At 55.6% G+C, this 20,855-nt stretch carries 27 protein-coding genes; 4 read left to right on the top strand and 23 right to left on the bottom strand.

The genetic code is table 11. The features are described from left to right. Position 1 precedes the first annotated feature (1 nt). The 17 genes from QU667_RS03850 to QU667_RS03770 form a co-directional block, all read right to left on the bottom strand. Entirely contained in the window at positions 2-1,486 is a 1,485-nt protein-coding gene (locus tag QU667_RS03850) for a UDP-N-acetylmuramoyl-L-alanyl-D-glutamate--2,6-diaminopimelate ligase (protein WP_304988009.1), read from the bottom strand. Between the two features lie 6 nt (positions 1,487-1,492). Then, positions 1,493-1,861, bottom strand: a complete 369-nt coding sequence (locus QU667_RS03845) for a cell division protein FtsL (RefSeq protein ID WP_304988008.1) — start codon at positions 1,859-1,861, stop codon at positions 1,493-1,495. Between the two features lie 29 nt (positions 1,862-1,890). Beyond that, on the bottom strand, positions 1,891-2,826 hold the full coding sequence (gene rsmH / locus QU667_RS03840) for a 16S rRNA (cytosine(1402)-N(4))-methyltransferase RsmH (RefSeq protein ID WP_304988007.1): 936 nt from the start codon (positions 2,824-2,826) through the stop codon (positions 1,891-1,893). Then, a complete protein-coding gene (mraZ, locus tag QU667_RS03835; RefSeq protein ID WP_006692737.1) occupies positions 2,823-3,266 on the bottom strand; it encodes a division/cell wall cluster transcriptional repressor MraZ in 444 nt (147 codons plus the stop codon). The genes rsmH and mraZ overlap by 4 nt, the downstream gene beginning before the upstream one ends. Positions 3,267-3,699: 433 nt before the next feature. Then, complete coding sequence (locus QU667_RS03830) at positions 3,700-4,308, bottom strand: glycoprotease (RefSeq protein WP_304988006.1); 609 nt, start codon at positions 4,306-4,308, stop codon at positions 3,700-3,702. A gap of 57 nt (positions 4,309-4,365) precedes the next feature. Then, entirely contained in the window at positions 4,366-4,818 is a 453-nt protein-coding gene (locus tag QU667_RS03825; RefSeq protein WP_304988005.1) for a hypothetical protein, read from the bottom strand. Then, positions 4,811-5,230: a hypothetical protein gene (locus QU667_RS03820; protein ID WP_304988004.1), complete on the bottom strand. Its 420-nt coding sequence runs from the start codon at positions 5,228-5,230 to the stop codon at positions 4,811-4,813. The genes QU667_RS03825 and QU667_RS03820 overlap by 8 nt, the downstream gene beginning before the upstream one ends. Positions 5,231-5,310: 80 nt before the next feature. Then, positions 5,311-5,805 (bottom strand): peptidoglycan recognition protein family protein, encoded by a 495-nt coding sequence (locus tag QU667_RS03815; protein WP_304988399.1) that lies wholly within the window; start codon positions 5,803-5,805, stop codon positions 5,311-5,313. A 1-nt stretch (position 5,806) separates the two neighbouring features. Continuing rightward, a complete protein-coding gene (locus tag QU667_RS03810) occupies positions 5,807-6,022 on the bottom strand; it encodes a hypothetical protein (protein ID WP_304988002.1) in 216 nt (71 codons plus the stop codon). Continuing rightward, the gene (locus QU667_RS03805; RefSeq protein ID WP_304988001.1) at positions 5,922-6,641 is read right to left on the bottom strand and encodes a phage portal protein; all 720 of its coding nucleotides are present in this window, start codon (positions 6,639-6,641) and stop codon (positions 5,922-5,924) included. Before QU667_RS03805 ends, QU667_RS03810 begins: the two co-directional genes overlap by 101 nt. Positions 6,642-6,653: 12 nt before the next feature. Next, positions 6,654-7,649: a phage terminase large subunit gene (gene terL, locus QU667_RS03800; protein WP_304988000.1), complete on the bottom strand. Its 996-nt coding sequence runs from the start codon at positions 7,647-7,649 to the stop codon at positions 6,654-6,656. Between the two features lie 57 nt (positions 7,650-7,706). Next, entirely contained in the window at positions 7,707-8,048 is a 342-nt protein-coding gene (locus tag QU667_RS03795; RefSeq protein WP_304987999.1) for a hypothetical protein, read from the bottom strand. Further along, entirely contained in the window at positions 8,041-8,463 is a 423-nt protein-coding gene (locus tag QU667_RS03790) for a terminase small subunit (RefSeq protein ID WP_304987998.1), read from the bottom strand. Before QU667_RS03790 ends, QU667_RS03795 begins: the two co-directional genes overlap by 8 nt. 95 nt (positions 8,464-8,558) lie before the next feature. Then, entirely contained in the window at positions 8,559-8,861 is a 303-nt protein-coding gene (locus QU667_RS03785) for a dATP/dGTP diphosphohydrolase domain-containing protein (protein ID WP_304987997.1), read from the bottom strand. After that, positions 8,846-9,154: a hypothetical protein gene (locus QU667_RS03780; protein WP_304987996.1), complete on the bottom strand. Its 309-nt coding sequence runs from the start codon at positions 9,152-9,154 to the stop codon at positions 8,846-8,848. Before QU667_RS03780 ends, QU667_RS03785 begins: the two co-directional genes overlap by 16 nt. 12 nt (positions 9,155-9,166) lie before the next feature. Continuing rightward, entirely contained in the window at positions 9,167-11,140 is a 1,974-nt protein-coding gene (locus QU667_RS03775; RefSeq protein WP_304987995.1) for a DNA polymerase, read from the bottom strand. 54 nt (positions 11,141-11,194) lie between these two features. Next, positions 11,195-11,521 carry an ssDNA-binding protein gene (locus tag QU667_RS03770; protein ID WP_439653979.1) on the bottom strand — a complete coding sequence of 109 codons (327 nt, stop codon included), beginning with the start codon at positions 11,519-11,521 and terminating at the stop codon, positions 11,195-11,197. A 272-nt stretch (positions 11,522-11,793) separates the two neighbouring features. On the opposite strand from QU667_RS03770, the gene QU667_RS03765 reads away from it, so the two are divergent. The 4 genes from QU667_RS03765 to QU667_RS03750 all read left to right on the top strand — a co-directional run bounded on the left by QU667_RS03765 (position 11,794) and on the right by QU667_RS03750 (position 14,614). Continuing rightward, a complete protein-coding gene (locus tag QU667_RS03765; protein WP_304987994.1) occupies positions 11,794-12,726 on the top strand; it encodes a helix-turn-helix domain-containing protein in 933 nt (310 codons plus the stop codon). Positions 12,727-12,738: 12 nt separating this feature from the next. After that, positions 12,739-13,032, top strand: coding sequence for a type II toxin-antitoxin system RelE family toxin (locus tag QU667_RS03760; RefSeq protein WP_304987993.1), 294 nt, complete (start codon positions 12,739-12,741; stop codon positions 13,030-13,032). Between the two features lie 12 nt (positions 13,033-13,044). Then, complete coding sequence (locus QU667_RS03755) at positions 13,045-13,257, top strand: hypothetical protein (RefSeq protein WP_304987992.1); 213 nt, start codon at positions 13,045-13,047, stop codon at positions 13,255-13,257. A 151-nt stretch (positions 13,258-13,408) separates the two neighbouring features. After that, complete coding sequence (locus QU667_RS03750; RefSeq protein WP_304987990.1) at positions 13,409-14,614, top strand: site-specific integrase; 1,206 nt, start codon at positions 13,409-13,411, stop codon at positions 14,612-14,614. 191 nt (positions 14,615-14,805) lie between these two features. On the opposite strand, the gene QU667_RS03745 is transcribed toward QU667_RS03750, so the two are convergent. The 6 genes from QU667_RS03745 to pknB form a co-directional block, all read right to left on the bottom strand. Beyond that, on the bottom strand, positions 14,806-15,786 hold the full coding sequence (locus QU667_RS03745) for a lysylphosphatidylglycerol synthase transmembrane domain-containing protein (protein WP_304987989.1): 981 nt from the start codon (positions 15,784-15,786) through the stop codon (positions 14,806-14,808). Positions 15,787-16,001: 215 nt separating this feature from the next. Further along, positions 16,002-16,796 carry a GTP cyclohydrolase FolE2 gene (folE2, locus tag QU667_RS03740; protein ID WP_304987988.1) on the bottom strand — a complete coding sequence of 265 codons (795 nt, stop codon included), beginning with the start codon at positions 16,794-16,796 and terminating at the stop codon, positions 16,002-16,004. Further along, entirely contained in the window at positions 16,796-17,482 is a 687-nt protein-coding gene (gene queC, locus QU667_RS03735) for a 7-cyano-7-deazaguanine synthase QueC (protein WP_304987987.1), read from the bottom strand. Before queC ends, folE2 begins: the two co-directional genes overlap by 1 nt. A gap of 10 nt (positions 17,483-17,492) precedes the next feature. Beyond that, a complete protein-coding gene (gene rpe / locus QU667_RS03730; protein WP_304987986.1) occupies positions 17,493-18,200 on the bottom strand; it encodes a ribulose-phosphate 3-epimerase in 708 nt (235 codons plus the stop codon). Positions 18,201-18,210: 10 nt separating this feature from the next. Continuing rightward, complete coding sequence (gene rsgA, locus QU667_RS03725) at positions 18,211-19,086, bottom strand: ribosome small subunit-dependent GTPase A (RefSeq protein ID WP_304987985.1); 876 nt, start codon at positions 19,084-19,086, stop codon at positions 18,211-18,213. Between the two features lie 7 nt (positions 19,087-19,093). Beyond that, entirely contained in the window at positions 19,094-20,848 is a 1,755-nt protein-coding gene (gene pknB / locus QU667_RS03720; RefSeq protein ID WP_304987984.1) for a Stk1 family PASTA domain-containing Ser/Thr kinase, read from the bottom strand. Between the last annotated feature and the right edge of the window lie 7 nt (positions 20,849-20,855).

The raw sequence follows: 20,855 nt of genomic DNA, 5'->3' as shown, positions 1-20,855 counted from the left end.
ATCACAGCCCCCTGATTGCTTCGCGTGCCGTCTCGCGGTCATCGAAATGAATCGTCTTGTCCTTCAGAATCTGGTAGTTCTCATGCCCTTTGCCGAGAATGACGACCGTGTCCCCTGCCCGCGCCGTCCCGACTGCGTGAAAAATCGCCGTACGGCGATCCACCAGCTTTTCATACGGCTTCGTACCGATCACGGGCAGAACACCCGTCTCCACCTCATCCAAAATCGCCGCCGGATCCTCCGTGCGTGGATTGTCCGAGGTCAGAATGGCAATGTCCGCCAGCTCCGCCGCCATGCGCCCCATGATGGGACGCTTCGTCCGATCGCGATCGCCGCCGCACCCGAACACGGCGATGATGCGCCCCGCCGTAACTGCACGCGCCGTACGCAGAACATTCTCCATACCGTCCGGCGTATGTGCATAGTCCACGATAACCGAGAACGGCTGCCCTTCGCGCACAAGCTCAAAGCGTCCCGGTACGCCCGTGAACACGGTGAGTGCTTCCGCAATATCCGCCGCAGGCACATGCTCGGCAAGAGCCGCCGCCGTCGCCGCGAGCACGTTATAGACATTGAACAGCCCCGTAATGCCGATGTGGAGGCGAGGAAGTTCAGCTCCATGATGCACAAGGGTCAGCTCCATGCCATCCTGCGCCAAATGAACGCCCTTTGCCATCAGATCGGCATCGTGTTCCACGCCGTAGGAAATAACAGGGCAGTGCGTGTGTGCACGCATAATTTCACTTGCCGCGTCGTCTGCGTTGAGCACCGCAGTCTTTCCCGCCTTTGCCCCCTGCGCAGACACATACTCAAAAAGCCGTGCCTTTGCCCGCGCATAGTTCTCCATCGTCTTGTGATAGTCGAGGTGATCCTGCGTCAGATTCGTGAACACCGCCGTGTCGAACTCAATGCCAGCGACACGTCCCTGATCGAGCGCGTGCGAGGAAACCTCCATCACCACCGCATCCATCCCGCGCGTACGCATCTCGTCGAGCAGCTGCTGCATGACAATGACATCGGGGGTCGTGTTCGCCGTCGGGAACACCTCGTCCTCCATCATGACCTGTATCGTCCCGATGAGCCCCACGCGTTTCCCCGCATGGCGCAGAACCGCACGCAGGAGATAGCTCGTCGTCGTCTTTCCGTTCGTCCCCGTAATCCCAATGACGCGCATCGCACGCGCGGGATAGTCATAGAAATACGGCACAATGACATCCAGAGCCTCTTGGAGATTCGCCACATGGAGAACGGTGATGCCATCGGGGACATCCACCGTCTCCCGCTCCGTCAAAATGGCGCGAGCTCCCGCCCGCGCCGCATTCGGTATAAAGCTGTGCGCGTCCACATGAGCACCGCTGATGCAGACAAAGAGCGCCCCCTCCTGCACGCGGCGCGAGTCCCGCTCAATGCTCGTAATCTCGGCATCGTCGCCCGAAATCCGTGCATCCTTCAGGAGCGCGGCAAGCTCTGACAACCGCTTCATCATGCGCCATCATTCCCCTTCATGCGAAAAATACATATTCTGCGGCACCTGCATATGCAGCTGATCCACAGCAATCGCCTCGATACGCGCGGGCGATTTCAGCTGTGCAATCTCGATCTTGAGCCGCTCGTTTTCCTGCTCCAGTTGATCGGCATTCTGCTGCGTTTCGAGCAAGGTATAGCCGTTCTTTGCACCGATGCCGCCAAGCAGTGTCACCACCATCGCTCCGAGCGCAATGAGGAAGAAAATGGCACGCAGACAGTTCCTGAGATTCGTGTTGACCTCGCGCCGGATCAGCGGTTCTTTGGGGATTTCCGCAGGTGGTGCGGGCACTGACGCCTCCTCGTATTCGTAGGGATACAGTTTACGTGCCGGCATACGCCCTCACCTCCTTGGTCTCTGCTTCCTTATAGTTTCTCTGCGACGCGCAGTTTTGCACTCCGCGCCCGTGGGTTTGCCGCGCATTCTGCGGCACTTGCCGCACGTGCCTTGCCAATCAGGCGCACCTCAGGCGTATGCCCGCAGATGCAGACGGGCGTGTGCGGCGGACAGATACAGCCGCGTGCCGCTTCCTGCATCGCCCTTTTGACAATGCGATCCTCAAGCGAGTGAAACGTGATAACCGCGAGCCGCCCGCCCGTACGGAGTGCGTGCACCGCATCTCTGAGCGCATCTGAAAGAATCGTCAACTCCTCATTGACCTCAATACGGATTGCCTGAAAGACGCGCTTGGCGGGATGTCCCCCCCTCGCACGCACCTGCTTCGGTACGGCACGGTCAATAACGGCGACAAGCTGCCCTGTCGTCTCAATGGGACGGGACTTTCGTTCCTCTTCAATGAATGCGGCAATGCGTTTTGCCCAACGTTCCTCCCCATAGGTATAGAAGATCTCCGTCAGTTCCTCTGCCGTATATGTATTGACAACAGTATAGGCGCTTCGCGCGGCACGCTGATCCATGCGCATATCAAGCGGTGCATCCTGCATATAGGAAAATCCGCGCTCCGCCGTGTCGATCTGTGGTGACGAGATGCCAAGATCAAAGAGTACGCCGTCCACCTGTGAAACACCTGCCGCTGCGAGAATATCGGGCAGATGGCGGAAGTTGTCGCGTACAAGCGACATCTGACACACTGCATCTGCAAGGCGTTCGCGCGCAGCCGCAATCGCAATTTCGTCCTGATCGATGCCGATCAGACGCCCTTTGGGAGAAAGCCGTGCCGCAATTTGCCCCGCATGACCTGCTCCGCCAAGCGTACAGTCCACATAGATTCCATCGGGACGAACGGCGAGGGCTTCGATCGTTTCCTCAGGCAAAACACTGATATGATGAAAGTCGCTCATATCGTAATCCCGTAGCCCGCGAGCTGCGTCGAGATCTCCGTGATGTTCGGATCGACCTCACCCGCATAGCGCAGCCACTTCTCCTTATCCCAAACCTCGATGCGTGCATCCGCGCCCGTGAGGATGACATCCTGCTTCAGCCCGATGTTCGCATAGGCACGCAGATTCGCGGGAACGAGAAAACGCCCCTGCTTGTCACATTCGAGCGTACGTGCTCCTGCGATGAAAAAACGGGCAAACGCACGGGCATTCGGATCGGCGATCGAGAGCGTGCGCAGCTTTGCCGCGAACTCATCCCACGCCGCCTGAGGAAACAAAAAAAGACTGCCGTCCAGTCCCTTCGTGATGATGAAGGAAACACCGAGTTCCTGCCGAAAATCCGCAGGCAGGATGACGCGACCCTTGGCATCAATGCTGTGGGTGTACTCCCCCATAAACATCCTGCCGCACCACCCTTCGATACTCCATCACCACAACGTGGCACTTAGCGCCACATTTCACCACTTTTACTAACAGTTATAACAAAAACGCCCTTCTTTTTCAAGAAAACAGACATTCCCTTTTCCTTGCATACAATCTCTAAAACAGCCCGTACCCCGCGTCATAAAAGGCTGTGTACGGAACACTCGCCCTTGTCCAAAAATACAAAAAAGGACTTAGTTCCTACTAGGTGTTAGTCAGGTGTGGTGTCCCAATTATAGAAAACATTGGCGCGCCCAATTACGGCGCAGGATTGCAGTATTTTCAACGAGATTCGCCAACAAAGAATATCTGAGTATTTTTCAGTGGTTTTTGTAGGTATGGTAGACAAATTGTAGACAAAAACAGAGGGGACAGCGTAACGTGCGCCGTCCCCTCTGTTCATTTACTCTCTCACCACTCAGCGACGTTATACATCACTGTCGCGCCCTTGTAGCGCCCGCCGTCGAAATGTGCAAGTGCCTCAAATCGTCCTTGCTCGTAGCCGACGGTCATCAGAGCCTTGCCGTCAATGACGGACGCACCCGCCTTGATTCGGTGGTCTTTTCGGAGGTTGATCTTGTAGATGTCAACTTTTTGCTTCTCAGTTGGCAATTGCTTGCCATCCTTGTACTGTGTAATCGGTGTGACAACGGTGCGGTCAGACTTCTCCCGTGCCGCCCTCGGTAGTGTCGGGTCGTCCTCCCGTATCTGCCGCTCAACGACCTGCGCCGCCCGCTCGACGGTTGGCGCACTCACATAGTACGTCGTTGTCGGCGCACGCTGCGCTGACTGTACCTCCGTGAGACGCTGTTGCAGGGCATTCGCATTGGCATGGGAAATATCGAGCTGCGCCCGCAGTGCCTTAACGTCCTGCGTCTGCTCCTGTGTCATGACAGCGGGCTTTTCCGTCGCCGTCTGCTCCTCTGCGGAGTTCCGCCCGACGGCATAGGCGATGCCGATGAGCAGGAAGCACAGAATCACCAGCAAGGGGGCTTTGTATTGGAGTATTACTTCTTTCATTTTTACACACCATCCTTTGTAACAAAAAAGCAGCCCTAGAGCTGCCCAAAAAGGTATCTACTTCTCAGTTTCCCTAAATCTGCATAGCCGTACAAAATCCTTAGGCGTATTCATGTGGTACTTTGATTTACAAAAATAGAAACGCAAACATCTGAACACCTTCCAAATAAATACCCACGTTGATATTGAAAACACTACAAGGAATCCTCCTTGAATCCACACGGCGGGTACTCCGAAATAGTCATGAAAATCAGAAGTGCATAAAGAAAGCAATATAGATATAGACAAACCTAAATTACTAACAATTCCTGTTTTGTTTTCTATGACCTTCTCAAAATCTCTGGCATATAATGTAAGGCGGTCTTCCGGAATTATAATAATATTTTGTTGGGTATTCTTAAAATAAGTAAACTCAGAAGGTTGACCTGAAAAGTGCCCCATCACTTTGGGAACTGTTAACTCCGCTTCCGCGTTCGCAAAAAAAACTTGTTCCGGGACATTCTTATTCATGACCTTTCTCCGCCTTTTCCAACTCTTCCATCACCCCCAATATACCTATTGCATGTAGGCTCAAGTAACCACAACGACTGCAAACGACAGCGGCGGATGGTATCGTACTCCCGCCCAGTATAAAATTACTAAGACCGGTTTGTATTGGTGGAACAATCAGCCCATCAGCCAGTATAAACCGATTGTTACCGCACCTAGGACAGGGGAGCATTGCCCCTCTTTCCTCCAACGTTTTCTGTATTTTAAGTTTAATTTCTTCAGGAAGCTTATCGTGAGGTATGTTTGGCGTAAAATTGTCCATGGTATCTCTCCTTACGATGATTGATCTACGAACAAATTCTATCGTCCTTTTAATAATTAGTAAAGTCTTCTGGAGCATTTTATTTTCCCCCGTTATAAAATAGAGAACCACAAACCTCCACAAGCAATTAGTCTGCGGCTCTCTATCCGTATCTGTCTTACCCTGTTTGTTCCAACATCGTATGTTCCTCCTCACTGGTTGGCATAGAAGTTCGCCTTTCCGACAACCGTATCCATCTCGGCAAAGAGATTCTCACCGGGGCACGCGGTCGCCATCAGCTCACGATGCCCGACGATGTGGTCGCGGTCAATCGGCAGCCCGTAGTCGGTACAGAGGTTCGCGAGCAGCATGGCAAGGCTCTCGATCTGTGCATCCGTCGGCTCTGCCTCCTCGAAGTTCCCGCACACATGAATCCCGATGGTGTGACTGTTGTGTCCGTAGGCGTGCGCTCCCACTGTCCAGTGCGGTCTGCCCTGCTCCACCGTGCCGTCCTTACGGATGACGTAGTGGTAGCCGATGCACGTCCACCCCTGCCCCTTGTGACTTGCGTCAATCTCTGCCGCCGAGAGGTCGTCATCCACCGCGTTGCCTGTGTGGTGGATGACGATCTGGTCGGTCACGCGCCGCGCGGTGAGCCGGTTGTGGTCGATCTCCAGATAGGTCTCTACGATGGGAATGCGCTCCATGTTATTTTTCTCCTTTCTCATTGGGGCTCTCGCCCGTACTCTTTCCAATGCCGCCTTTGCGGCGTGCCATTTCAACGAGTGCCCCCGCCTCGTCAATCCCCGCGTTCTGCATATTCTCAAGGATTGAAATGAACTCGGTGAGTGAGAGATACCCGATGACAAGTGTCGCGGCAAATGCGGGCGCGTGTGCCTTCACCAGAATAAAATCCAACGTCAACGCCGCCGCGACGACACCAATATAGGTGAGGATCTTCGGCACAAATGCTCTGCCTTTTCGTGCGCCCCTCGTAATACTCGAGGGTGTAAACGCGCAGGAATGAAGCGAGCTCCTCGTGCGCATCGTCCATCCAGAATGGCAGAATCTCCTCGGGGGCGAATCGCCGAAAGCGCAGCTCGTTATCCGCAAAGTACGGATAGAGATACCCAACGCCTGTATTGAGGCAGTCCTCGCCGATCTGCTTCAGCGTGCGGCGAAATCCCTGATTGAACACAGGCTTTAGCTGTGCGCCGAATGCCTCGTCCTCCGACTTTACCTCAAAGGGCTTCGCAAGCAGATAGCTTGCCTTTTGATTGACGAGCTTGCCATACTGGTTGTCGATGATGATATTATTCGGCAGATTCCGCACCGTGGTTTTCTTGCCTCCGTCGCCGATCGCGCTGCGGGTCTTGTAGAGTACATCGTGCTCACCGCGCGCATACGCCTGCCCGATCATCATCTGACGGCGTTTTTCGGATGCCAGCCACGCAGCCGTCTCAACCTCGATAAATTCATCCTCGGTCATGATGGATTCCGCACCACGACGAATAATAAACCGCACCACGTCCATAAAGGACATTGCCCCACCTCCTTACTCAAAACTATACAGATCACCCGCGCCGATCTTCTCGGCAATGCCTGTTGTCGCATCGGGCGCGTCATCGTGCTTGTTCTTGCCCTCGCGCTGATACCGCGTCATGGCGTCATAGTACTCCGGCCAACGGTCGCGCCAGTTGGTCGGGAAATAGATGTGCTCCATCACCCATGTCGCATTGGAAAGGATCCGTGCCGCCTTATTGCGCGACTGATGAAACGGGCGGATGACGGTCTTATTGCTGCCGAACGTCTCACGCAGATGCCTCTCCACCGAACGCGCAAACCCGCGCCCGCCGGAGTTGGATTCGATATCCGCGATATTGACGCCGTTTTTGTGGAGCATCTGCGCTGCCAACGGCTCTGTCTCCTCCATCGGGGCTTTCGTGTAGAGCACGTCGAGCACATACGCCTCTTTGGCGTAGACACCATAGACAATAGTGCACAGGTAATCCTCGCCCGTGTCCGCCGTGTCGATATACGCCTTGATCGATGTGAAAAGCGGATGCCCACTACCGTCACGCGGCACATCATCGTAGGTCTTAAACGTGCTGTAGAGCCGCCCCTTGATGTCGATCGGCTCCTGCTGATAGTTCGCAGAGGCAATATCCGCGCCCATCGCTCGCACTTTGTCCTCGTAGGACTTACGCGAGAGAATTTCATCGCAGAGCATCGTCCCGTCGTCCTGCAGTGCCTTCATGGAGATGTGCCGGATGCGACGGTCGGCGAAATGTCTGAGTACATTGCCCGCGAGGTCATCCGATGCCCAGCGTGTCATAATGACAATGATCTTGCCGCCCTCCTCGAGACGCGAGAGCATCGTATTCGTGAACCAATCCCAATGCTTTTCTTTGACCGTCTCGTTATATGCCTCCTCCGCGTTCTTGATGAGGTCGTCGATGATCATGAGCGAGCAGCCGAAACCCGTCGCTGTGCCCGTCGGAGAGGTCGCGAGGTAGCTGTTATACCCTCCTGCTAGGCTCCACAGGTTCATCGCCGCATCGCCCGCCTTGATCGTGACACCGGGGAAGATGTCGCTGTAGACGATGCGCTAGGTATCCGCCTTGATCTCTTGGATGCTGTTACGCACGTTCTTCGAGAACACCGTCGAGAGCGTTTCGTTATACGATCCTGTCATGATCTTCTCTTTCGGGTTACGTCCGAGGATCCACTCCACGAACAGCCCCGCCGTGCGGCTCTTGCCGTGACGCGGCGGCTCGTTGATGACAAGTACCTCATCCTCGCCCTCGTAGAACGCCTGCAGCGCATCACAGAGCTCACGAAGATAGTCGCGTTCTGGCTTGTAGAAGTCCGGCGCGCGCAGACAGCAATAAAAAAAGAACTCGCGCCGCGCAAGTTCCAGTTTTGCTTGAAGAATCAGCCTGCTATCCACTGTCGATCACGTTCCGCAGCTCCTCGGTCGAAAGCCCTGCAAATGGATTATCAACGGTCGCCTTGACCTCGAGTTTGTCGTTAAACATACCGATATGGCTCCCCAGAAGCTCAAGGGCCTTGATCTTGTCGCAGAGTTTGACCTCGATACCGTTCGCGCCCTGCTTGATTCCTGAAATCGCAGCACGCTGCTCGGGCGATAGCTCTGCCGTGTTTTTGAGCGTGACCGTCTGATACGAGACCTCGGTGCCGTCGTCTTTTTCGATCATCCGCGTCTCAACCCGCGCATAGTCCGTCGCATCCGCAAAGGCAATCCGTGCAAGCTCCCTGACAACACGATCCTGTGATATCTCCGTTCGCCTTTGGAGGTCTTTCTGACGACGCGAAATTTCACGCTGAATGTTATCTTTTGTCAACAACCTGCCCGCAATACTTCTTGCCGAGCGTTCACTGTTTCAGCTCCCGCTCGGCGTCGCGGACACGCCAGAGATACGCCCGCACCTGTTTTATGTCAGTCAATTCGCATCTCCTCCAAGTCCCGCAGACGATACTTCCTCAACTCTGCCCACAGAGCCTTGTTCTCCTCCCTGAGCGCATCAATCTCCTCGGGATCGTAGTTCTGATCCTCCTCCCTCTCCATTACGCGCGCCATCATGCAGCGCATACTCGCGTTGATGATGTGGCTGTCACTCCGATCGCCGGCAAGCCACATCGAGAGATGGCGCATTGCCCGTACTGCGTGTTCTTCTGCAGGGATACCCCGCCACGTTTCGCCCGGATGCTTCTTTGCGCCTGCAGTCAGCCCGGTTGCCACCTCGTCAAGCCATCCGTTTTCGGCTCTGCCTTCTTTGCACGAGACTTCCGTTTTGCAGGCTTCTTCTCCTCCGCTGTGGGCTCTGCTTTCTTCTCCTCCTTCGGAGGTGTCAGCGCCGTCTCAAGCGCGATCGCGACATTGCACGCACGCCGCATATCGGCGACGTAGCTGCGCAGGTGATCCACATCCTCGGCGGATGCCGTACCCGTCTGCCCCTCTGCATCCGACCGTGCGATCAGCTCGTCGAGTTCCTTCAGCACACCGAGCTGCCGGTCCATCTGTGATTTAATCATTTGTAAGTCCTCCTAGTCTTTCTTGTAGTAGTCCGTGATGTAGCCGTCGGCGGTCAAAATCAGTCCCTTTGCCCATCCGATTGGCTCTCCCATAATGCGGCATACGTCCGTCAGGTCACACGCATCGGCGGGACACTCGATCACAACCTCATCGTGGATGTGCATCACGATCCGATATCCCGCCGCCTCAAGCCGCGTCATGGCAACGGCGAGACAGTCACGCGCGATTGCCTGGACGATGTTCTCGACGAGTTTGCCGCCGTAGGTGCGCAGACGTGCCCACTTGCCCGTAGTCTGCTCCGCTCCTTCGTAGGTAATCCCCTCACGGTTAAACGCGGGCTCGATCTCAGTCATCGGTCGCACATAGGCAAGCCTGCGTCCCGACGGAAGCCGAAGGAACAGGATGCCCTTACGGGTTGAGAACGCGACACCGTGATGCAGTGTCACCGCCCTGCGCTCACGGACTGCCTCGAGGGCGGCCGCATCCACGTCATACCAGAGTTGCTTGATGTGCGGGCTCGCCCTGCGCCAGCTGTCAACGATCTTCAGCAGCTCCTCATCGCTCAGTCCGAGCTTATCCGCGCCCATCGCTTTGAGTGCGCCGATACTGCCTTGATACCCAAGGGCGAGCTCTGCGATCTTGCCTTTCTGCCGCAGATGCCCATTGATGCCGTGCTTTTCGACGGGCACCCCGAACATCTTGGATGCCGATGCACAGTAGATGTCTCCGCCCTCGGCAAAGACCTCCATGCGCCATTTTTCCCCGGCGAGCCACGCGATCACACGCGCCTCAATCGCGGAGAAATCCGCAACTACGAAGCGGCAGCCCTTATGCGGAACAAATGCGGTACGGATGAGCTGTGACAAAACGTCAAGCGGATGGTCATAGATCATCTCAAGAGCGTCCGCGTCACCACTGCGAAGGAGTGCCCGCGCATCGTCAAGCTCTGTCATCGAGTTGCGCGGCAGGTTCTGCACCTGCACGAGCCGCCCCGCCCAGCGCCCCGTCCGATTCGCGCCGTAGAACTGGAGCAGTCCGTGCGCGCGGCCATCGTCGCAGCGTGCCCGCTGCATCGCCTCGTACTTTTTGACGGAGGTCTTGGACATGAGCTGTTTGAGTCGCAGCATCTCTTTGACTGCGGGCTTTTGTGCCCGTTTGATCACATCCGGCAGAACATCTTTGGCGAGGGACTCCGGGGCGAAGCCCTCTTCCCTATAAATCCAACGTCGAAGCTGTTCGCCGCTCGCGGGATTCGGCAGCCCCGTAAGTTCTGCCGCCTGTGCGATAACGCGCCCTTTGAAGTCCGCGTCAAACGCAATCGCCTCGGACACAAGCTGCGCATCGATGCGGACACCGCGATCGTTGATACGTTGATCGAGCTCCCAAAGCCGCTTTTCGCGGTCACTCAGCGAATAGCTCGCGAAGCGTTTACGGATCTCCCGCTCTGCTACAACGTCGCGCACGCAGTACTCCTTGAACAGCGCCCATTTCTCCGGCGCGTGCTCCGGTAGATTCCTTTCGCGACCACCGTTGATCTTTGTCGGTTTGCATGGCTTGCAGAAATACGTGATGAGCTGTTTGCCAACGCTCATTTTTGCCTTATCGTCTGCAAGGCGCAGTGCCTTTGATACGCCCTCAAGCCCTCCTGGAAGCCCCAGCGTCAGGGCGTGTACCATCGTGCATGACCAGCCGACGGGGTCGAGGAACTGAAACGGCACGTCAGGGCTACGGCGGTGCAGGAAATGACTGAGCACCGTGCGTTCGAACTGCGCGTTATAAGCGCATTTCATGACCTCGTTATCCGTGAGTGCTGCGAGAACGTCCGCAGGGAGCTCTTCGCCCGCTGTGAAGTCTACGATCTGCACGGGTGCATCGTCCCACGCATACGCGAAGAGCATCACCTCACAGTTCTCGGCGTATTTGTACCCTCCGACCTTCTTAATGTCGAGATCGCTGTAGGTCTCTATGTCAATGGATAGTATCATCTGAATACCTCTAAGAGCCCGTACGGATATTCCGCACGGGCTCCGCTCTATCGATCAGCTGAGAAAATCGTCGTCATCGTCGCTGCCGAGATCCTCGAAGTCCTCGTCGGCAGAGCGTTCGCCTGTCAGGTGATCGCCGTCGCGCACCTTCTGGATGTTGCCGAGCCCGCATCCGATGCCGACATTGCCCTGCGTGTTGAACGCGAAGAACGTGACGCTGACGTTGGCGTAGCACCCAGAGTACACCTCCGAGCGATCCATAACTGGCTCAACACGGCGATCGACGATCTTAGGCGGGTGGTCCGCGCTTGCGTTGGCGTTGAGGAAATAGCATCCGGCGTATGCATCATCGTCCGGACGATCTTCATCACCATCACGCAGTGGGAGCTTGAGGTTCTTCGGGACGACGCCGTTCTTATTGGCGAGCTTTGGGAAATCAGCAGCTTTTTCGCGGCTTCAACTTGGGTCAGCCCTCTACTTTCACGCAATTTTACGAGATATTCTCTCACACTATCACCTCCATATATCCCGTTTTGTGATATAAAGTATATCTCAATATGCGATATTAGTCAATATGGGATTTTATTTTTCTTGACTTTATCGCTATTTGTGATATTATGAAGAAAAATCATCCTACGAAAGGCGGATGCCCTATGAAAATAAAGCAGCTTAGACAGATGCTCGGGCTTAATCAAATTGATTTTGCAAAAGAACTCGGCATCCCCCAAAATACGCTAAGCAACTATGAGCGTGAACGGCGTGAGCCTCCAATTCCTTTATTGAGAGAGATGGCATCTAAGTACAGAGTGACAACAGACTATCTCACAGATTCCGACCTCATTGCCGATGACAGAATAGCGAGCGCACTAGGTGACGAACGTCGATGGGCAGGTCTAACACTTGGTGAGTTATCGAAAGAAACAAAAATCCCCGAGAAAGATCTCGAGGACTATGAGGCTGGGATAGAGCCCATTAATTTCTTTCTTTTGAGAAAACTTTGTAACTACTACGACAAGTCAATCTATCAATTTTATCTAGACCACGATATGTACGACGAGGAAATCCCCGAAATATTCGGAGATGATGTCGATAAATATGAGGAGTTCAAAAAAGCACGCGACGAAGACGCCATGCAAGAGAATCTCCGTGCCCCCTACACAGAATCCTACCTATATCAATACGTCCCTTATGGAGTTTCCGCTGGTGCTTTGGAGGAAGTAGAGGCAATAGCAGAACTCCCCCTCGTTTCCGTTCCAGACCTGATGCTCGGACGATACGCACGTAATCCGAATATCATACTCATGCCTGTCAATGGCGAGAGCATGAATAACGTGATCGAGGATGGTGCAATCATTGCGGTGTTAAAAAACAGTGATTCTTCCTCCGTAACAGACGGTGATATTGTTGTCATCCAGAATTGTGGAGAATACTCTGTGAAACGCTTTTTCAATGACAGGATACACGAAGAATACGTCTTTCGACCGGACAGTAGCGATCCTTCCTTTCGGGATATTGTATTTAGCTATGATAATTGCGATGATCTTCGCCTGATCGGTAAGGTCGTTATGTATAATGTGACGTTGTAGGGAGGCATCTGTATGGAGTTTTCGAAATGGTTCGATTCGCGTGCGAGCGAGGCTCAACTGGAAGTTAAGTTCTCTAAGGAGGCTCAGAAATCCCTTAATCCACTGGATCGAGTTACAAAACAACGAATCAGAGAAGGCATTAACGGGCTGCTGCAGCACCCTCCCAAGGGCGATATAAAGCTAATGCAGGGGCAGTTTACGGGAGTGTATCGTTTACGTATTGGAAAATATCGTATCATTTACGAAATCGTATCAGACACCCTTCGTATTCTCGATATCGGTTCTCGTGGTGATATCTACAAATAAGGAGGCTATGACATGACGGCTAACGAACAAGAGATGCTGCGTCTCTATAATTTCCTGCCGGAAGTCGATCAGGACTTCGCTCTCGCGTTTATGAAGAAACTTGTTCTTGCATGGGATCCTGATTTCACGAAGCTCACGCCAATGGAGCGCGCGGATTTGGAGAGTGCCCGCGCTGACTTTGAGAACGACAGAGCAGTGCTCATGGAAGATATTAACTGGGATTGACGCATCAGAAATAAAAAAAACCGCCCACCGTGCGCCAACACGGTGAGCGGTGAAGCAAGCAATCCCCGAGGAGATATGCCCGCACTCTCAAGCGAAAGTATATCACACCTTCGGGGATTATTCCACATATGATTTCCGGAGGTGTATTATTATGGCGAAAAAAGCAACGATCCGCACGCGAAAACGCGGCAGCACCTACTCCTACTCCTTTGACGCGGGAAAGAACCCGACCACAGGCAAACGCCGCGCCATCGAGAAGGGCGGCTATGCGACGGAGCAGGAGGCGTATGACGCAGGTGTTGCCGCATACGCAGACTGGAAGTCCGGCAACATCGGCATCACAAGCGAGCGGGTGAGGCTGCGCGACTATCTCACCGCATGGCTTGAAAATGTCATGCGCCCGAATGTGACACGCGGAACCTATCACAACTATAGCTCTGTGATCCGCGTACGGATCATCCCGCTCCTCGGCGATCTCCACGTGCAGGATATCCGCCCCCGCGATGTCGACACCTGGATGAAAAGGCTTGCCAAACGCGGGCTTTCCAAAAGATCACTTTCCCTTTCCAAGTCTATTTTATCCCTTGCACTCAAATACGCGGTCTATCCGGCAGAGCTCATCCTCAGCAACCCGTGCACCGATATCCGTGTCCCCCGATCAGCACCTGCGAAAATTGTAGAACGTACCATCATCACGGGGGAACAGTTCCATGCGCTCATGGAAAAGTTCCCACGCGGACACAAGTACCATATACCATTGATTCTTGCATATCACACGGGCGCACGCATCGGTGAAGTACTCGGGCTTATGTGGGACGATGTCGATATGCAGAACCAAAGAATCTACATCCGTCGCCAGCTCGCAACTGTCGGCGCAAAGAGGCAGTGCTATTTCGCTGATCCGAAGACCCGAACAAGCACACGCGAGATTTATATGGATGAGATCCTGATGACAGAGCTCACCCATTGGAAGCGGGTGCAAACAGAGAACGAGCTTCGTTTTGGCAATGCCTACCAGCGTGTCTATGAAACCGCCGAGCGCAGTCTTTATACCGCGCCGAAAATAGAAACCCCGCCGACAGGTTTTCATCTTTGCCCGCTCGTCTGTACGGACAAGTTCGGACTACCGATCTATTATATGGCTCTGCACGGGCGGCTGCGTTCCTTGGGGCTGAACTCACACAGCTTTCGCCATACGCACGCAACCAAACTCATTGAGGCGGGGGCAAACCCTATCGATGTTGCCGCCCGGCTCGGTCATGCGGATGTCTCCATTACCCAGAACCTCTACGCGCATGATACTGAAGAGATGCAGCGTGCAACCGCCGCTCTCTTCGCGCAGATTGTAGACAAGTAATTCCGTAGACAAACGGTAGACAAATCGGCACGCACAGGAGCGCAAAGCCCGTCATTTCAAGGGAGAGGACTTCACAGTCAAAAAAGGACTTAGTTCCTACCCGACAGATACGACCGCCATTTTATGCAATGAATACAAAAAGCTGCTGCACAAAGCAGAAAAACTTCGTGCAGCAGCCCAATAGACGATGCTCAATACCGCCGTAGAAACTCGCGTCCAAAGACGGTGACGGTGTAGTAGAAACCGATGAGGAACGGGAGGTATTCGGCGAGAAGCCGCCAACAGACGGCGACGATGCCGACCGTCCCCGCGGGAACAGTCGCGGCGAAGAGGAGGACAAAACCGCCCTCGGCAATGCCGGAGCCACCCGGCGTCGGACTGAAGTAGAGGAGCATATTGAGGAAGATCATACGCCCCATGACGGTGTACCAGTCCGCATCGGTCACGCCGAGCCCGAGCAGGAGGCACGGAACGACGGCGTAGATACAGAGGAGGTTCATCCCCGACTCGGCAAAGACGACGAGCATCTGACGCGGCGCACCGAGGAGCAGCGAGATTGCGCTCTTTGTATCGCGGTAGAGCCCAAAGAGCTGATGCCGCTTCTTGTCCCGCAGACGGCGTGCGATCCAGACGACGATGTAGTCGAGGAAGCCGCGCCGCGCCCCCACAACGATGAATACAATCCCAAGAAATGCCGCAAGTGTCACTGCCATCAAAATATCGTTCGATACACCGGGGACGATGCCCTCGTCATGCAGAAAGATGAAGGGCATACAGAGTGCAAGGAAAAAGATCGAGAGCAGCGTCCGCACGATGACGAGCACCGCCGCCTTTCCCGTAGGTACGCCCGCATGGCGCAGAAACATGACCTGTGCGACCGCGCCGCCCGTTGCGCCCGGCGTGAGAAGTGCGAGAAAATAATTGCCGAAGATCACCTGTACCGCTTGGTACAAGGTGATTTTTTCATTGGAGATTTTGACGAGGTGCATGAGGCGGCTGCCGTCGAAAAACATCCCAAGCCCGACGGCGATGAGTGCCAAGAGGAGCGACCACGAATGAAAACGCGTCAGGTTATGGAGCGTATTGATGTCCACCGTCGTATAGATGACGGCGGAGGAGATGCCCACCACGAGCACAAAAAGAAGGAGAAAGCGCCGCGCAAATTTACTCATGCTCTACGCTCTCCCCTTTCTCGAACGTTACAAATTTCTCAGGTATGTGTACTCCACGCAAACGCTTAGTTACGCAAACGGTCGGGCACTTATCTGCCAAAATACCTGCGGACTTCTTAAACGCGCTTCGCTTGAACGAAAGAAATCCGCAGGGGGCAGAACGTGCCCTTTTCCCGCTTGCTCCACTAGGGTTTGCTTTGGAGTACAACATGACTTCAATTCTGCTTCAGATACTCTTCATGCGCTGCAAAGGCATTGTGACTGTGAATGGACTCCTCATTTTCACATTCGAGCGAGAAGTATGCAAGCCCCGGCAGTGCACGCAGGGCGAGTACGGTGTCGCGCAGAATGTCCTCGACGAATTTCGGATTCTCATACGCTGCCTCGGTGACGTACTTCTCATCCGCACGCTTTAAGAGCGGATAGATGGGCGCAGAGCCCTGCCGCTCCAAGAGTGCCGCCAGATCCTCGATATAGATGCAGGGCACGCCCTCATGATAACGGAGCCGCACGCGTGCCACAGAACGCTGATTGTGTGCTCCGTACGCAGAGATCTCCTTGCTGCACGGACAGAGCGAGGTGAACGGCATGGAGAGCCCCAACTCAAACTGCATCGATTCTCCACGCCGCTTGCGCCCCGTAAAGGAGGCATCGAGGTCGAGCAGCGATGTACGTCCGCTGACGGGTGCTTTTTTTTTGAGAAAATAGGTGAACGCAAGCGAAACCTCGGCCGCCTCGGCGTGAAGACGATCCAGTGCCTCCGTGAGCATCGCGTCCATCTCCTCCTCGGCGAGCGGTTTCTCGCTCCACGGCAGGAGGATTTCGAGGAAGCGGCTCATGTGCGTCCCCTTGAACTCCATCGGCAGGGACACGGTGAATGCAATGCGTGCGAGCACCTGCTGATAGCCGCCTGTCTGCTTTTTGATGAGGAAGGGCAGACGCACTTCCTTGACACCGACGCGCTGAATGGCAATACCGCGACTGTCCTCGCGGCTCTGTACATCCAACATCATCGCACTCCTGCCGCATACGGGATCGGGTCGCGCCGCCCCGCCTCGGCAAAGCCGCGCAAACGCAGGACGCAGCTGTCGCAGACACCGCACGCCTCCGCTCCGCCGCGATAGCAGCTCGTCGTCAGCTCATACGGCGCACCGAGCTTCGTCCCCAGTTTGACAATCTCTCCCTTTGAGAGATGCTGAAGCGGCGTCTCGATGACGATGCGCCGTCCGCGCTCGGTAGCGGCTGCCGTCGCAGCATCCGCCGCCGCCTGAAATGCGGCGATGAATTCGGGACGGCAGTCGGGATAACCAGAGTAGTCGACGGAGTTCACACCGATGTAGAGATGTACCGCCCCTACACGCTCCGCATAGCCCAGAGCATAGCTCAGAAAGATGAGGTTGCGGGCGGGTACGTATGTCACAGGGATCTCCGTGCGATCCGGATCGCCCTCCGGTACATCAATCGAAAGATCGGTCACAGCAGAGCCGCCGACCGCATCCATATTTGTCTCGATGATAAGATGCTCCGCCGCGTGAAAATGTTCCGCGATCCGCTTCGCGCACTCCACCTCACGATCATAGCGTTGGTGATAGTCGAAGCTGATCGGATAGAGCTCATAGCCCGCTGCATGGGCGACCGCCATGCAGGTACAGCTGTCAAGCCCTCCCGAGAGCAGAATTACCGCTTTTTCCCCCATGTTTTCCCTCTCATCCGCGCAGCGATGCGATGGCGGCAGGTACATCCGCCGCACCATAGATATACGAACCTGCAACGAGCACGTTCGCACCCGCCGAGCGCACGGACTCCGCTGTCTCTGCATTGATGCCGCCGTCGACCTCGATGTCAACATCCAGTTCGTTGTCCATAACCGTATGATAGAGCGCGTGAATCTTGCCGAGCATGTTCTCAATGAACTTCTGCCCGCCAAAACCGGGGTTAACCGTCATGAGAAGCACCATATCCACATCGTCGATCAGCTCCTCAAGGGTATAGATCGACGTGCCGGGATTGAGCGCAATGCCCGCCTTGCAGCCCGCCGCCTTAATCTGTTGAATAACGCGGTGCGCGTGGCGCGTCGCCTCGACATGGAACGTAATGATGTCCGCGCCCGCCTTGGCGAACGGCTCGATGTGTGTTTCGGGGTGTTCCACCATAAGATGTACGTCAAAGACCGCCTTGGAAACCTTGCGCAGACTCTCCACGACGCACGGTCCGAGCGTAATGTTCGGCACAAACATCCCATCCATTACATCAATGTGGATGTACTCCGCACCCGCTTCCTCCACGCGGCGCACATCCGCGCCGAGGTTCGCAAAATCCGCCGAGAGGATGGACGGCGCGATGATGGTCGGGCGCTCGATGTGAATGTGCTCTTCTTCCATCATTTCATCTTCGTGTTCATGTTCGTGTGCCATTGGGATTCTCCTATTTCCTTTTTGATTTCAGTTCCGCGAGCAGTGCGATGTAAGCATCGTACCGCATTCGTGAAAGTTCTGCCGCCTCCACCGCCGCCTTGACGGCGCAGTCCGGCTCATGGCTGTGGCTGCACGGTGCGAAGCGGCAGCCCGTATAATGGGAAAACTCCGGAAAACACTGCGCCAAATCCTCGGGCATGAGCTCCGTAAGTTCCTGTTGCGTAAATCCGGGCGTATCGACGACGTACCCCCCAGCAAACGGAAGCAGCTCCGCACGCCGCGTCGTGTGCCGCCCGCGCCCGATCTTCTCGCTGACCGCACCTGTAGCAAGCGCCAGCGTCGGATGAATCGCGTTGAGCAGCGAGGACTTCCCTGCGCCCGACGGTCCCGCGAGCACAGTGATCTCACCCGCGAGGCGCGCACGCAGTTCGTCCAGTCCCGCCCCCTGTTCCGCCGATACACGCAGGACGGGATAGCCCGCCGCCTCGTATTCCGCAAGGAACGCCGCAGGATCCCCCGTACAAAGATCCATCTTATTCACACAGAGGATGATTTTTTTCACCCCCGAGAGCTCTGCGAGCACGAGGAAGCGGCTCACAACAAGCGGATGCGGGTCGGGCGATGCCGCTGCAACGGTAATGACGATCTGCGTGAGATTCGCCACACGCGGACGCCGCAGGAGATTCGTGCGAGCCTCGATGCGTTCGATTACCCCCTCCTCTGAGGATATACGCTCCAAGGCAACGAGGTCACCGGGGACAAGCCCCATGTCGCTGCGCCCCTTCTTGACCCTGCCGCGCAGCTGACAGAGGATGACCGCATCCTCTGCCGCGACGTGGAGCACATTGTTGTAGACCTTCAGGATGCGTCCGCGCTCTGCCACCATGCACTCCCTACTCTGTCTTTTCCGTCTGGATACGCCGACCGGCGGGATCTTTGTCGTTTTTCTTTGGCTCGCTGTTCTTCGCCCCTTCCTTTGAGGGAGAAGCTGCCTTGCTGCCGCTCGAAACGACAACCTGTACCGCCGTCCCGCTGTCGACCTCCGTACCCGCTGCAGGGGACTGGCTGACAACCGTTCCTGCCGCCTGTGTGCTTGCCTCCTCGGATGTACCGCCAACCTTCAGACCACTGCCCTCGATCATCGTATGCGCCCGATCCGCCGGCACGCCCTTCACATTGGGAACCGTGATCTTCTTGATCTTCTGTCCCTTGCTGACGGTGATGTCCACCGACTGCCCCTTTGTGATGCGCGTGCCGCTGCGCGGATCCTGCGAGATGACCGTGCCGCTGTCTTCGTCGGAGAACGTCTCATAGGACGAGCCGAGGCGCAGCCCCATCTGCTGTAGTTTTTTGAGCGCATCCTCCTGTTTCAGCCCACGCAGATTCGGCATCTCAAGCTCCTCGCCGCCCTTGCTGACATAGATGGTGATTGTACGTTCTTCCTTGACCTTCGTACCCGCCTCCGGTGTCTGTGAAACGACGATGCCCACAGGTACGGATGCGTCATAGGTTTCCGCAACCGTCACGCGCAGATGCTGATCCTCCAGAATCTGACGTGCGAGCGTGAGCTGCTTGCCCGTCACATCCGGCACGGCAATCTCCACGGAACTCCAAAACTTGCCGAAACTCAGGAAGAATCCCGTAAAGAAACCGAGCATGAGGATAAGGACAAGACCAAACTTGAATTTCCTCGTGCGAAAGAAGGACTTTTCCTCTGCCTCGTTCTCTTCTTCCTCCGCCTCGGCGATGGCACCGATCTCCTGCGCCTCCACGGGGGAAAGTACACGCGTCGCATCGGGATCGAACGTGTGCATCGCAGCCGTATCGCCGCGCATCATCTGCTCCGTACGCGTGATGTCCTGTACGAGCAGACGGCTGTCGGGACGCAGTGCGGGCTCTTTTGCCATCATGCGCGTCACAAGAGCCTCTACAACGGGTGGTATGCTCGGAACGATCGAGCGCACGGACTGCGGCTCCTCCTCAAGGTGCTTGCGTGCGATGCTCACCGCCGTATTTCCGTCGAACGGAATCCGCCCCGTCAGCATCTCGTAGAGCACAACACCGAGCGAGTAGACATCTGACTTCGGCGTGATGATCGTCCCGCGTGCCTGCTCAGGCGAAAAGTAATGCACCGAGCCCATGATGTTGTCGTTGTACGTCATGGTGGACTCCGTGACTGCGCGCGCAATGCCGAAGTCCGCGACCTTCACATTGCCGTCGGGCATGACGAGGATGTTGTGCGGCTTGATGTCGCAGTGCACGAGGTTGTTCGCGTGTGCCTGTGCGAGCGCACCCGCAATCTGACGCGCGATGTGCAGTGCTTGTGCGGGAGGCACAGGTCCCTCATCCTTGATCCGTTCCTTCAGCGTGCGCCCCGGAACGTACTCCATGACAATGTAGTGCCGCCCCTCTGCGACGCCGACATCGAATACATTGACGATATTCGGATGTGTAATGCGTGCTGCCGCCTTCGCCTCACGCTGAAAACGTGCGATGAACTCCGTGTCATTCTCATACTGCCGGTGGAGAATCTTGACGGCGACGGTACGCTCCAAGAGCCGATCCTTCGCCCGATAGACATCCGCCATGCCGCCGCTGCCCACCAGCGTCTCCAGCGCGTAGCGTCCATCCAAGACACGCTCAACCATGTTCGTT

This window comes from Selenomonas dianae (genome assembly GCF_030644225.1).
GTDB lineage: Bacteria > Bacillota > Negativicutes > Selenomonadales > Selenomonadaceae > Centipeda > Centipeda dianae.
Note: the sequence above shows the minus strand (reverse complement) of the source record. Positions and strands in the feature narration are given on the sequence as shown.